The organism is Paenibacillus sp. FSL E2-0151 (genome assembly GCF_037993015.1).
Lineage (GTDB): Bacteria > Bacillota > Bacilli > Paenibacillales > Paenibacillaceae > Paenibacillus > Paenibacillus amylolyticus.
Map to the genome: position 1 here is coordinate 3,527,545 of NZ_CP150308.1, position 13,388 is coordinate 3,540,932.

Consider the following 13,388-nt stretch of genomic DNA (forward strand, 5'->3'; position numbering starts at 1 on the left):
AATCCTATTCATCTGTATCGTTCGAAGTATCCTCATTAAGCTTCTTATAATCCATTCCCATGTTTCCATCACACTAATGAAAGGAGGGAACATGTTTAAGCTAAGGAAAACACGGAAGATGTTAAAGTTGTTATTGTTAAAGTTAACTTGGATGACAAAGTGGAAATCCCGTCACGTTTTCAGATTATGAGCATTTCTGCAACCATTTTATTCAAAGATGGTAAGCGTGTTGAGCAAGAAATCGGTATGTTGTCATCAGAGCGTTTAAAAGAAATGGTTGCTGATATTAACGTGGACACAAGATCCGCTTGGCCTCCTTTATTCTGATTTGATTGATGAATGGGTGCTCGATAAGCATTTTTGCATAAATATCACTTTTTTGAAGCCTGCCTTGGCAGTAAACGGGCCCGATTTCAGTTCTTTTTTAAGCATATAACCGAACCGCTCATATAATTTTTGTGCTGAAGGATTCGTATCGACGACCTCTAGATTGATTATAGTAATTTGCTTATTTCTTGCGACTTGCTCCAACTTAATTAATAGCAATTTACCTATGCCATGACCACGTGCTTCTTCAGATACGGCAATAGGGTCAATATGCAGTACATGTTCGTGATACAAATGAAATTTCAAATAAAACGCATAAAATAAAAATCGCCAAGTCGCTACCACTGGGGAGTACACGTTCCGAAAAGCTGCATAATTGGCAGGTGTGAACGCTTTTTTTCCTATATTGTAACCGAGAAATCCAACTACTTCTTCATTTCTTAATGCGTAAATGCCCTGTTCAAATTGAATAGACTGAGCTAATAGTTCTACTGCTTGTTTTTTCGTTTTTGCATAAAACCAAAGATGTGTTACTTTCAATGGAAAAGCTTCGTAAAATAAATGAGCAACTTGTTCTTGTTGTTGTGCATTAAGCTGCTGTGTGATTTGAATTTGGTTCATTCATATCTCCCCAATCCTTCAATATCAATCAAGTTCACCGTCTATGGCAGACCGATGAAAACAATGTCGTCCTCCAAATAAATATCGATGCTGCATTTGCAAAGGAATATTACCCTGATTTATCCTATGTCTGGTTTGCGCATGAATTTAGCCCTGGAGCATATCTAGGTTTAGAACAAACAGAAGGAATCATTGAGGCCATATGCACGTTAATAACTCCAATTGTAACTAAGAGTGAGATGCCATTTTTAACGTTAAAGAATACAGTCGAACAGTTATTGGACCTGCTTATTATGAATTTTGATGCGAAAAGAATGTTCGAAGGGAACCCAACCAAGCTGCAACGAATAGGAAGAATATATGATTACTTATTCAATAATAGGGGGTTTATTAACAAGGCATCTTTGAATGATATCGCCAAGCACACAGAGGAATATTTAAATTTGGATTATTTATCATCACAATTCAAGTTATTAATAGGAGATACGCTGCAAAACTTGCTTCATTACTTGCGCATTGAGCACGCAATCAAACAATTATTGACGACAGATCGAAGTCTGGTAGAAATATCAATTGAGAGTGGTTTTTCTTCACCCAGATATTTTTATCAACGATTTAATAAGATTTTTCCGGAAGGACCGAAAGCATTTCGTGAACAACATAAAAAGAAACAGGAGATGAAAGATCACTGTAGGGAAATCATCGATCCAGCATTAGTTTTTGCAAGACATCGTAGATTATTTGAAATTCCTGAGACGATAAACAGCGAACCAAATAAATGGATTCACATCGATATATTTGGACATGTTGAACAAAATTCAACTTCTCCATATTTGATCAAGCTATCTGAATTAGTAAAAGGTGATTCACATGCGTATCTTAAGAAGATCCTTCAGGAAAATAATGTAAGCCCCAATAACATTTTTCGATTTGAAGAAACGTTGGATACTGCAAACCGTGACGATTTTCAAGTTTTGACAGGGCTGCTCAACCAATTCAGGGAAAACGATATCTTGCCTGTATTTATCGTCAGGACTAGTAGTAACGCTATTCCAGAACAGATAACCACCATACAAGGACTACTTCAAAACTATACCCTCACTTATGGCGCAGAATATATGAAGGGATCCAGAATTGAACTTCAATAATACGAAGGAACAAGAGAACAACCACACTCATGATGTTGATAAAAAAGTTGCGAAGCTTTGCTGCTTTGGATATGATTATCTAATGTGCAATCAAAGATAACACTTATGTAATCAATTAATGATAAAAGATAGTGAGGTAAGAAAAAATGATCGCAAGAACAGAAGAAGATTTTAATGGTTTGAAGGAAATTGGCAAAATTGTGGCTTCTATTAGAGATGAATTGGTTCAAAGAACCATCCCAGGCATAACGACTAAAGAACTTGATGATCTGGCCGGAGAGCTTTTTGAGAAAGCTGGCGCAGTTTCTGCTCCTAAAAGTGAATATAATTTCCCAGGGTTCACTTGTATTAGTGTTAATGAAGAAGTGGCACATGGTATTCCGGGAGAGCGGGTAATTCAAGAAGGGGACATCGTCAATATTGATGTTTCTGGCTCGAAGAACAGTTATTTTGCAGATACGGGAATCTCATTTGTCGTAGGCGAAGGCGAAGAAGTGTTAACGAAAATATGCGACGTTGTTAAACAAGCATTTGAAGCAGGTCTTAAGAAAGCAAAACCGGGATCCAAAAAAAGCGGGATCGGAAAAGCCGTATTCCAAACTGCTAGACAGCATGAATTAACGGTTATCAAAAACCTTACAGGACATGGTGTTGGACGTGCAATACACGAAGCACCTGACCACATCTATAACTATAATGATCCATCGGATGATGAATTGTTAAAAGAAGGCATGGTTATCGCATTCGAGCCATTTGTCTCCACCTCAGAAGAAGAAGTATTCCAAACAGGAGACGGCTGGACCTTTGCTACTAAAAACAGCTATGTAGCTCAAATTGAACATACGATCATCCTTTCGAAAAATGGTCCAATTATTGTTACCCTTTAAAATGTTCCAATTAAAAGTCGCTAATTTAGCGGCTTTTTTTGTTTTATTGGTACGTTATAACAGATCGTATTAGAAACCCTTGCATATTAATTTATGTTGAAATTATGGAAGGATTTAACGTATATTAAGGACTGATCTTTACGTTATATACAGAGGTGATTGATTGAGCACATCAACAAAACGCGTCCAATTAATAGATGGACTGCGCGGATTCAGTCTGGCCGGCATTGTGCTGGCGAATATGCTGGCTTTCCAATACGGAATGTTCGGCCAGAGTAAACCCCAACTCTTCGGGATCGGCGGTGCAGACCAGGCCTTTCTCTCGTTCCTGCTTATTACTGTAGTGGGCAGTTTTATGCCGATTTTTGCATTTATGTTCGGCTTTGGCATGATTAAGCTATCGGAAAGCCTACAATCACGAGATTTACGACCCAAGTGTCATCTGGCTCGACGCTTTCTACTGCTGTTTGGTATCGGATTGCTGCACATCATCTATCTGTGGGAAGGGGATATCTTGGCGTTTTACGGCGTACTTGGTTTCTTCTTGCTCATGTTCCTTAATCGGAAGCCCAAAACGCTGCTCATATGGGCGGTACTGCTACTAATGGGAGCGGGCATACTTGGTCTCCCGGCATCTAATCCGATGAACCCGCTGGCGATTGAGTCCATTCATATGGAGAACTACATCATTCAAAGTCAGGATGTATACGGCAACGGCACATACGCGGAAATCAGGAATTTCAGTAATAACGGCGATCCATTCGGCGGGGATTTGGAGCTGTCATTTGCCCTGATAGCCCTGATGTTAGCACCACTCATGACGGTGCCGATGTTCCTGCTCGGCATGCACGCTGCCAGAATAGGCACGTTTAGCGATCCCCAAACGATGCGAGCTATATATCTTCGCCGGGCATCATTATTGATTCCGGTAGGTTTGATACTCAAAGCATACGGTGTATTGGCGCCACAATTGGGTGCGGAAGGTTGGCTCGGAATCGGAATCGGGGGGACGCTTGGAGGAGCGTTGCTTGCACTCGGATACATATACGCATTCGCGCTGTTGTATGCTGGAAACCGCCGTTTCAGCCTGATGGGCAGGTTCGAGGCGGTCGGCCGTCTCTCGTTGACGAATTATCTGATGCAGAGCGTAATCTGTACAACAATTTTCTATGGATATGGCCTGGGACTGTTTGGAAGTGCTGGCGTGTTTATCGGAGCAATTATTGCGCTTGCTGTCTACGTTATTCAATTGTGGCTCAGTCCGCTATATCTTAAGAAATTTAGCAATGGACCTGTGGAGTATATCCTACGGATTTGGACTTATCTGTCCTGGAAAGGGCAGCCAAGAAAGAAGAAAAGATCGAATTTAACTACGAATGAAAACGCGCCTGGTGTCCAGTAAGCATAAAGTGTTATCGTGAAACGCAAAAAGAAGCTCGTTCCACCAAAAGAAAGGGCTTCTTTATGCCGTAACGATCATCTTCCTAATGTTTCCTGTTATAATTAGTAATTATTTATAGATTCAACATATCAACCCTAATACATAAGCTAACTAATATAGTGCGGGCAGTGGTAAGGTAATGCGAAATGAAAGATGAAGCATATACATTCAACTGTTTCCACTCAAGCTTGAAAGGATCATTATTGTGCTAAAAATAATTAATTTTCTTCTTTTCTTGCTGATCATTTGGGTAGTCATCTTTTATCCTTTTCGTTTTGCTTGGTTTGAAGGTTTGAAACAGATTCCTGCAGATCTTCATGTTATTTATTTACTTTTCTTGTTCTTTGGGTATCTGATCTGTTCATCGGCTATGGGACTTATGGTTGGCAAGATGTTTTTTAAACGAAAAGAACAGTGAGTATGTGTAAGTATGGAGGTTGGAGAATTATGAAGTTACATACTAAAAGACTTTCTCAAGAAATAGAAGATCTGCACTCAGGAAAATATTTTTCATAGGATACTCTGCTGGAGATTAGGTATTCATATAAAAGTCGCTAAAGCAGCGACTTTTTTGTTTAATCCATGTAATTGCCTATCTCAAGGGTTGAGCGGAAAGAACTTATTTCAATGATCGATTAGATAATTATGCATCACTTTTTGCTTTGAATAGTCCTACATTCGCATCAACCAGTGGGTTGGAAGCAATGAAGGAGTTTGCTACATTACAGCCTTACGCCTGTCCTGCCCAGATTATTGACTTGGGTAGTGACTCAGCGAAACTGGAAAAGATTATGGATGCGAGACCTGATGTCATCGTAACCTTTAATGGTTCGGTCGATACCATATATTATGAGTTGATGTCGAGGGACAAGAACATTGTGTCATTTCGGATTAGATTGAATCTTGAATATGCCTTGGATGATTTTATGATTCGTATATTTGTTCCTATTAGATAAGTTGATACATTTACCTGAGGATTTGAGCCCCAGCGCTAATAAATGTTCTATCGTCGTTGATATTTAACAAAAATGTGAAAGATGAAACACTTATTTTTAGTAGATATCCCAAGATTTTTTGAGTAAGGAGTTTCTATTATGCACATATTAATAAGCCAGCTATTATATTTAATAGCTGACTTTCTTTTTATTCAAAAGTGAGCTATTCCCAATTAGCTGCGTGTTTTTGAATTAGATTAATCATCTGTTTCATTGCAGGTGAAATCCACTTATCTTTATGATATGCCAAATATGTGGATATTGTAGGGCGGTCAGACCCAACTTCTTCGCCTTGAAATTTTTTGGATTTTAATTCTTCTTTGACAGAAAAGTAAGGAACCATCGAAATGCCTAGTCCGTTTTTCACACATTGCTTAATCGCTTCGATACTTTGGAACTCTATACTGTTCATAACATCGACTTTTTTATAATTGATGTAATCCTTGAATACAGATTTGTAACTGCAGCTACGTTCCGTATATAACACAGTTCCTTTTGCATGGTTTTTCTCATGAGGGGGACTAATAAGGACCATTTTTTCTCTCACCAAACGTTCGCAGTGTAGTTCGGGAGCCCCCCATCCCTCTTTTTCTAAGGCAACAAGAAGGTCAATCTCACCATTTTGAACAGCTTGAGAGACATCTTGGTAGTCAAGTGATTTGAGCGAAAGGTTAACTTGCGGATATTTCTCACCATACTCAACCAATAAAGAAGGGATGCGACAGATCATTAAGGATTCCGAAATACCTAGTGTCAAATTTCCCAAGGGCTCATCATTTGAAGTAAGTGCTTGCGTATACAACTCAATAATTTTATGAGCATACGGCAGAAATTGATGTCCGTATTGTGTGAGCACAACTTGTTTACCTAAGCGATCAAAAATAGGCTTACCGAACTCTTCCTCCAATTCTTTAATATGTGTTGTGACAGAAGATTGAGCATAACCGAGATGTTCAGCTGCTTTCTTAAACCCTCCTTTTTCAACAATAGTTTTTAATGTAATCAAATGGCGGAGTTCCATAGATACCCTCCTAAAGTGAGTTCATTTTTAATGAACTAAAGATTCAATAACATCAATTTTACTGTTCATTTCATTCATTTTATAATGTTCATATTCTGAAAGATATATAAACATAATTGTTAAAGGTGGATGGTTAAATTGGTACAAAAAAATAAATTGTTTGAACCTGTCAACGTTGGTTATAACTTTCTAAAAAATCGTGTAGGAGTAGCTCCAATGACTCGTACGAGTGCTACTCCGGAAGGTCTTGCCACGGAGCAGATGGCTGAATATTATGCGTCTTTTGCTCGTGGAGGTTTTGGATTTGTCATTACAGAAGGAACATACACAGATCAATTGTACAGTCAATGTTACTTTAACCAACCTGGCTTGATAAATGAAGAACAAGCTATTGCTTGGAAAAAAGTCGTGGATACTGTACATGAAGCGGATGCTGCAATTATAGTTCAGCTTGAGCATGCAGGAGCACTTTCTCAAGGAAATCGCTTCAGTTCCCATAACCTAGCTCCTTCAGAAGTGCAACCTAAAGGAGATCCTTTGGCGTTCTATGGTGGAGTTGATAAATTTCCTACTCCGATAGCTGCAACAAAGCAAGATATCGAACAAGTGATTCAGGGATTTGTGGAATCAGCAATCCGGGCAAAAGCAGTAGGGTTTGATGGTGTTGAAATTCATGGAGCCAATGGTTACTTGCTTGATCAATTCTTGACCGACTACACTAATGAACGATCAGATGAGTATGGCGGTTCGACCGAAAATCGGGTACGGCTTTTAATTGAAGTTTCATCTGCAGTCCGTAAAGCCGTTGGACCGAATTTTACAGTAGGTATTCGAATTTCTCAAGCCAAAGTCAATGACTATATCCATAAATGGGGTGGAGGTGAAGCAGATGCTAAAGTCATTTTCGGTGGATTAGGGCAAACCGGGCTTGATTACATTCATGTGACTGAATATAAGGCATGGAAGCCTGCTTTCGAAGAGAATGGGCCTTCATTGGTACAACTAGCTAAAAGATTTTCAGGTAAAAGTGTCATTGCCAACGGTCAACTTGAAGATCCATTAAAAGCATCTGAAATCATCACTGATGATAAGGCTGATCTCGTGACATTAGGAAAGGGAGCTCTAGCTAACCACGATTGGGTTACTAAAGTTAAAGAAGGTAAGCTACTAGCTGAGATGAGAGAGGATAAGATACTGCGACCAGATGCAACGATCAAAAATTTTGAAATCCTTTAATGGGAACAGACAAAAGTATTTTACTCAATTATTTCAAACTGAGGATGTCATACTATCTGTGTAGAGCTCTCAATCAGTGGTATGCATTCTCGACACCAAATAAATGGCTTTCAGAACTTATTGAGCAATAATAGTATTGCCATAGGTCGTTTTAAACGGATGACCTGTGGCAATTAAGGTAGAAAACAGACATTCAATTAGTGGGTTGCAATTATATACTAATTAATATTGGGAAATATCCATTTCAAAGTGATTTTAACGTTCTTATTCAGATAACAACGAAAGATACCTGAATCTTTGATGCCGCCTGTGGAATTCATCTATAAGTTACACACTATCTTTTTGGAAAGTACCTATCATAAAAGTGCGTACTATTCATAATATGTGACTCATGTATACTAAATTGTACCTCGATGTAAAGGAGAAAAGATCATGAAAAGCAAAGAAAATTCGACAACGTTGCGTATGTTAATGCCTCAATGGCAAGGGGGAGATAATCCTAATTACTCCTTTGGAGCTGAGCTTCTTGAATGGCTAGCTCCAGAGAATAACAAGCATATAACCGTTAAAGTACCTGTTTCAATGAGTGATGATACCCCCTTGGAAAAAGAGGAAGGTATTATAGGTGATATTGTGGGAAAAGAGCAATTATTAAATCAACTTGATGCGGCAAATCATTTAATCAAAGCATATCAACCAGACCGAATTGTCATGTTTGGAGGAGACTGTTTAGTGGAGCAAGCCCCATTCGCTTATTTAAACGAACGTTACAGTGGTGAGTTGGGATTACTTTGGATTGATGCGCATCCTGATATAACAACACCAAAAGAATACTACAATGGTCATACTTATGTATTGGGTAATCTATTAGGTGAGGGAGCTCCTGAATTCGCTGCTAAAGTAGATAAGCCTTTTCGTCCAGAGAACGTAATGATCGCGGGAATAGATCAACCGACTGGCCAAGAATCGGAACTAATTTCAAGATTATCAATTAAATCAGCGTCCAGTTCTCAATTAAAAGAAAGTAGCAAAACTGTGCTGGATTGGATCGAAACGAATAGGATTAAATATTTGGTGATTCATTTGGATCTGGACGTTCTTGACCCGAAAATTTTCAGATCATTGCTCTTTGCAAATCCGTTATCAGACTTAGAGATTGATTTTCCTATGGGGAAAATGCAACTTTTTGAGGTAGCAAAATTGATCAATGAAGTTAGTGATGTCACTGATGTAGTTGGTCTCGGGATAACCGAACATCTTCCATGGGATGCAATAAACTTAAAACAACTACTTCAGAAAATGCCTATCCTTAACGATTAAGATGCTAATGCTTCAAAAGTATGCGCTTAATGAAAGGGACCATCGATATTAAGGAACAGAAGCACTTTCTTCATATAGTTAGTCTCCTTAGTAGCATTCATAAGAACTACATCTGTATTAGATAGGAGAACAAACAAGTGACTTATAATAAAACTGTTAAAACGTTACGCATGCTAATGCCCCAGTGGCAGGGAGGAAACAAACCAAGTTATATTCTTGGAGCTGAGCTCCTAGCATGGTTAGCTCCAGAAAACAATAATCATACGACAGTTAAAGTACCTGTATCCTATAGTGAAGATATGACTCTCCACACAGAGGAAGGTATTTTAGGAGGAATCGTAGGTAAGAACCAATTGTTGAATCAACTGGATGCAGCAACTCATTTAATTGAAGCTTATAAACCCGATCGAATAGTTATGTTTGGCGGGGATTGTTTGGTTGAACAAGCGCCATTCGCCTATTTAAATGAGCGTTATAATAGTGAAGTTGGACTATTATGGATCGATGCACATCCTGACGTGGCAACCCCAGAGGTGACGCCCAACGGGCATGCTCATATATTAGGAAATCTGTTAGGTGAGGGAGCGCCAGAATTTTCTCAAAAGGTTAAAAAGCCTTTCTTACCGAAGAACGTTATGTTAGCGGGACTTGTTCAAACAACTGAACATGAATCGGAACTTATTTCTAGGTTATCTATTAGTTCAGCAACTAGCGCCGAATTAAAGGATAATAATAAACCAATATTGGACTGGATTTCAGAAAATCAAATCAAATACGTAGTAATTCATTTGGATTTGGATGTACTTGATCCGAAGATTTTCAGGTCATTGTCATTTGCTAAGCCGCTGTCTGACAAAATTCATACTCGTATGGGTACGATGCAACTTACAGAGCTGATAACTTTAATACAAGAAGTTAGCTTGTTAACTACGGTTGTTGGACTAGGTATCACAGAACATCTTCCATGGGATGCTATAAACTTAAAAAATTTACTTAAGGATATGCCAATTCTAAAAAACTAAAAGAGAGTTTTTGAAAATTGGTAGATGTACTGATGATTATATATACTTGAGCAATTTTAGCTAATCGCTCATATAGATTAGAAATGTAAAAAATCACAACAAAACTGCTTCGTCTTCATGAAACAAGGCGTTTGGTATTATCTAGTTAAGCGTGGAGTCAGAGATGCCTACTGGTCCAAGAGTTTCATCCGACATCGTGATTGGCAAACCGAAAACTTCCATGGGAATTTACAATTGTAGCTGATAAATAAACGGAAAGTGCTATCCAGAGAAAAACCACTCCTTTGCCGGAGTGGCTTCTTTGGATCACACGGAATAAGTGAATTAGTAGACAGTTATATAACCTGAAAATAGTTCAATTACCGACAGGTAATCCATCTCCAATCGTTAGACTACCGCCGACATTAGATAATCGCCTTGCTTCACTTCCTGTTCAGTAGTTTTTAACACGTCCAAGTAGTTGGCGGAGTTGGTAACGATGACTGAGGTGGCAGTGATGTAACCGGCTGTCCGGATTTGCTCCGCGTCAAACTCTACAAGCAGTTGCCCGCAAGAAACCCGATCGCCCTCTTTAACTTTTTTCTCAAAAAATTGTCCTTTTAGCTTTACCGTATTCACTCCAATATGGATCAGAAGCTCCATGCCACTGTCCGTGGTCAGACCGAGCGCATGACCGGTAGGGAATACGGTGGTTACGACACCATTGATTGGCGATACCAAAATTCCATCAGTGGGTTCAATGACAAGCCCCTGTCCCATGGCACCTGAAGAGAAGGCGGGATCGGGCAAATCTTCAAGTAGCTGAACACTGCCTTTAAGCGGACTCACAATGATTTCCTTGTTTAACCGAGATTCACTTGGCTCAATCGCTTGTTTTTCCTGTCCAGAAGTTTCAATCTGCGGCTCCTCAACAGTAGCCTCAAGATCCTTGAATCCAAGCAGCAACGTGAGTAGAAAAGCCAGGACAAAAGATACGGAAACACCGATCACAACCGAGGCCAACCCCGTTGTCACGTAAGTAGGAAAAGCGAGCAGGCTGGGAAGTGAGTAAGCGACTGCCCGACCACCCCCGACTCCGATAATTGCGCCCCCGATCGCTGCGGAAATACATGCGTAAATGAACGGTTTTTTCAATCGTAAAGTAACTCCGTAAATGCCTGGTTCCGTGATTCCGAAAATCGCAGTAATCGTAGCAGATCCGGAAAGGGTTTTAAGCTGTGAATTGCGGGTTTTCAGCATAACGGCGAGCAAAGCACCGGCTTGAGCCAGCACGGCTGCGGTCAACATAGGCCGCATTAAGTCATAGCCTATTGTCGCCAGATTATTAAGTGTAATTGGAAGAAAAGCCCAGTGAAGTCCGAAGATAACAATGACCTGCCAGAAACCACCAGTGACTGCTCCTGCCAACATTGGGCTGAATTGCATGAGTGAGGTAAAACCGCTAGCTAACCCCTGACTAACACTGTTGCCGATCGGTCCAAAAGCAAGAATGGTAAGCGGGACGACAATTAGAAGCGACAGCATCGGCACAAGAATATTGCGGATAGACTGGTGAATAATCGAGTTGAACCATTTTTCTATATGAGATTGAACCCACACCGCCAGAAGGATTGGAAACACAGTGGAAGTGTACATCACAAGCACAATGGGGATGCCTAAGAAATCATAAGTTTGACCGCTATTAAACGCAGCGGAAATGGTCGGAAAGACCAGGGCTCCTGCAATAGCCAAGGATACGTTCATATTAGCTTTGAATTTCCTTGCGGCAGTAACTGCCAAAAATATGGGCAAAAAGGTGAATACACTGCTTGATGCCGCGTTTAAAATTAGATAAGTTCCTGAGGTGTCATCTAGCCAGCCGAGCGCCACAGACAAAACAACCAGACCTTTGAGCAATCCAGCGCCAGCTAGCGCACTGAGCAGCGGGGAAAAAACACTGGAAATAAGATCTACGGTTTTTCCGAATATTCCTGTTTTTTCTGCATTCTCTTTAGTATCCGTCTTGCTGCCGCCATCTTGAAGGTTGGTGTACTCCATGATTCCTTCATAAACTTTGGACACGTTGTTGCCGATGACGACTTGAAATTGACCGCCGCTTTTCACAACGGTGATGACTCCAGCTGTATTTTTCAACGCCTGTTCATTCGCTTTTGTATGATCTTTCAGGGTGAATCTAAGCCTGGTTGCACAGTGATATACATCATTCACATTAGATTCACCGCCAACAAGTTCAATAACACGTATGGACAGTTCTTTGTCTTTATTACTCATAGCATATTGCCTCCTTCATGATGGGTAATTGATCTCAGGTTGTGAGCTGTTCGTTCCTGATGTGCCGGCTTACATCGTTTCACTTCCAAAAAGCAGCAAAACCTGAACTCGTGGCAAAATAAAAAGAAAAATCATTTTGCCATCAGTCCAGGTTTTGCCTGCTTTACCAGTCACAATCCTTTATCCTAATGTGTTGTATATGAAGTTTTAGCTTGAAAGAAATAGGGCTATAAAGTGCTTCGTTCAGTAAGCCGCTGGATATGAATGGTTAAGTAAACGAATTCATCTTTGTTTAAGGACTGTACATACGTTTTTTCTAAGTACTCGTTGATCTTGCAAGTGCAGGAAAAGGCTTTGACATAAGTCTTTTTCACCTGCTGATATAAAAAATCTTCGCCGCTTTGGTGAATCTCGTGGCGCAATAAGCGCATGGCGAAATATTGAAGGTGTGTTAAGAAACGCGAATAATTTAAGCTCGATTCATCAAGAACAGTGCCGTAATGGTACGTGACGATTTTCAAAATCTCGTTGACAATTTCAGTCATCTTTATCGTCATTTTCATTTCAGTGCCGTCAAGTCGGGCATTGACGACATGTAAGGCGATAAAACCAGCCTCATCTTCCCCGAGCGAAACTCCAATCATGTCGCTGATTAACTGCAGAGCATCCAATCCGATACTGAATTCCGTTTTATAGAAACGTTTAATTTCGAACAGCATGGCATTTTTAATCTCCATACCTTTGTTCTTACGTTGGATGGCAAAACTAATATGGTCGGTTAACGACAGATAAATATTGTCGCTGAGTTCAGTACCAAGTACATGGTTGGCGTGTTTTACGATCTCGTTCACAACTTCGAAATGAACGGCGGGTAATTCATGTATCAGTTCAGCCATTTTTACAGCAAATGCATGCTCGGCTAAATGGAAGATTTTATCGATCTTGTGTTCATCGACCACATCACCTGCACTTTTTTGGAAGGAGATGCCTTTACCCATAACGATGACTTCCTTCCCCTTTGTATTGCGGGTCAGCAGAAGGTTATTGTTTAATACTTTTTCAATAATCATGTGCATCGGCTCCTTGTTTTCTGCAATAT

Annotated in this window: 11 protein-coding genes and 1 pseudogene; 8 read left to right on the plus strand and 4 right to left on the minus strand. The window is 39.9% G+C overall.

Going from position 1 to position 13,388, the window contains the following annotated elements; translation table 11 throughout:
• Positions 1–120: 120 nt before the first annotated feature.
• Positions 121–327, plus strand: a pseudogene (locus MHI55_RS16010) (thioredoxin domain-containing protein); the annotation flags it as partial.
• Here the strand turns inward: MHI55_RS16010 and MHI55_RS16015 are convergent.
• Positions 319–948, minus strand: a complete 630-nt coding sequence (locus MHI55_RS16015; protein WP_340390549.1) for a GNAT family N-acetyltransferase — start codon at positions 946–948, stop codon at positions 319–321. The pseudogene MHI55_RS16010 and the gene MHI55_RS16015 sit on opposite strands and share 9 nt — an antisense overlap.
• A 293-nt stretch (positions 949–1,241) precedes the next feature.
• Here MHI55_RS16015 and MHI55_RS16020 point away from each other — a divergent pair, with 293 nt between their 5' ends.
• The 4 genes from MHI55_RS16020 to MHI55_RS16035 all read left to right on the plus strand — a co-directional run bounded on the left by MHI55_RS16020 (position 1,242) and on the right by MHI55_RS16035 (position 5,380).
• Complete coding sequence (locus MHI55_RS16020) at positions 1,242–2,096, plus strand: helix-turn-helix transcriptional regulator (RefSeq protein ID WP_340390550.1); 855 nt, start codon at positions 1,242–1,244, stop codon at positions 2,094–2,096.
• A 146-nt stretch (positions 2,097–2,242) separates the two neighbouring features.
• On the plus strand, positions 2,243–2,983 hold the full coding sequence (map, locus tag MHI55_RS16025) for a type I methionyl aminopeptidase (protein ID WP_340390551.1): 741 nt from the start codon (positions 2,243–2,245) through the stop codon (positions 2,981–2,983).
• 163 nt (positions 2,984–3,146) lie between these two features.
• Positions 3,147–4,385: a DUF418 domain-containing protein gene (locus MHI55_RS16030; RefSeq protein WP_340390552.1), complete on the plus strand. Its 1,239-nt coding sequence runs from the start codon at positions 3,147–3,149 to the stop codon at positions 4,383–4,385.
• A 701-nt stretch (positions 4,386–5,086) separates the two neighbouring features.
• Positions 5,087–5,380, plus strand: coding sequence for a hypothetical protein (locus MHI55_RS16035; RefSeq protein ID WP_340390553.1), 294 nt, complete (start codon positions 5,087–5,089; stop codon positions 5,378–5,380).
• Positions 5,381–5,582: 202 nt separating this feature from the next.
• On the opposite strand, the gene MHI55_RS16040 is transcribed toward MHI55_RS16035, so the two are convergent.
• Entirely contained in the window at positions 5,583–6,440 is an 858-nt protein-coding gene (locus MHI55_RS16040; RefSeq protein WP_340390554.1) for a LysR family transcriptional regulator, read from the minus strand.
• A 129-nt stretch (positions 6,441–6,569) separates the two neighbouring features.
• Between MHI55_RS16040 and MHI55_RS16045 the strand changes: the two genes are divergently transcribed.
• From MHI55_RS16045 to MHI55_RS16055, 3 genes are all read left to right on the plus strand, one after another.
• Entirely contained in the window at positions 6,570–7,676 is a 1,107-nt protein-coding gene (locus MHI55_RS16045) for an NADH:flavin oxidoreductase (protein ID WP_340390555.1), read from the plus strand.
• Positions 7,677–8,108: 432 nt separating this feature from the next.
• Positions 8,109–8,996, plus strand: coding sequence for an arginase family protein (locus MHI55_RS16050; RefSeq protein ID WP_036671243.1), 888 nt, complete (start codon positions 8,109–8,111; stop codon positions 8,994–8,996).
• A gap of 170 nt (positions 8,997–9,166) precedes the next feature.
• Complete coding sequence (locus tag MHI55_RS16055; RefSeq protein WP_036616104.1) at positions 9,167–10,018, plus strand: arginase family protein; 852 nt, start codon at positions 9,167–9,169, stop codon at positions 10,016–10,018.
• Between the two features lie 387 nt (positions 10,019–10,405).
• Here the strand turns inward: MHI55_RS16055 and MHI55_RS16060 are convergent, their stop codons facing one another.
• Both MHI55_RS16060 and MHI55_RS16065 read right to left on the minus strand, forming a co-directional pair.
• Entirely contained in the window at positions 10,406–12,289 is a 1,884-nt protein-coding gene (locus MHI55_RS16060) for a beta-glucoside-specific PTS transporter subunit IIABC (protein WP_340390556.1), read from the minus strand.
• A 227-nt stretch (positions 12,290–12,516) separates the two neighbouring features.
• Positions 12,517–13,359, minus strand: a complete 843-nt coding sequence (locus MHI55_RS16065) for a PRD domain-containing protein (RefSeq protein WP_340386337.1) — start codon at positions 13,357–13,359, stop codon at positions 12,517–12,519.
• Between the last annotated feature and the right edge of the window lie 29 nt (positions 13,360–13,388).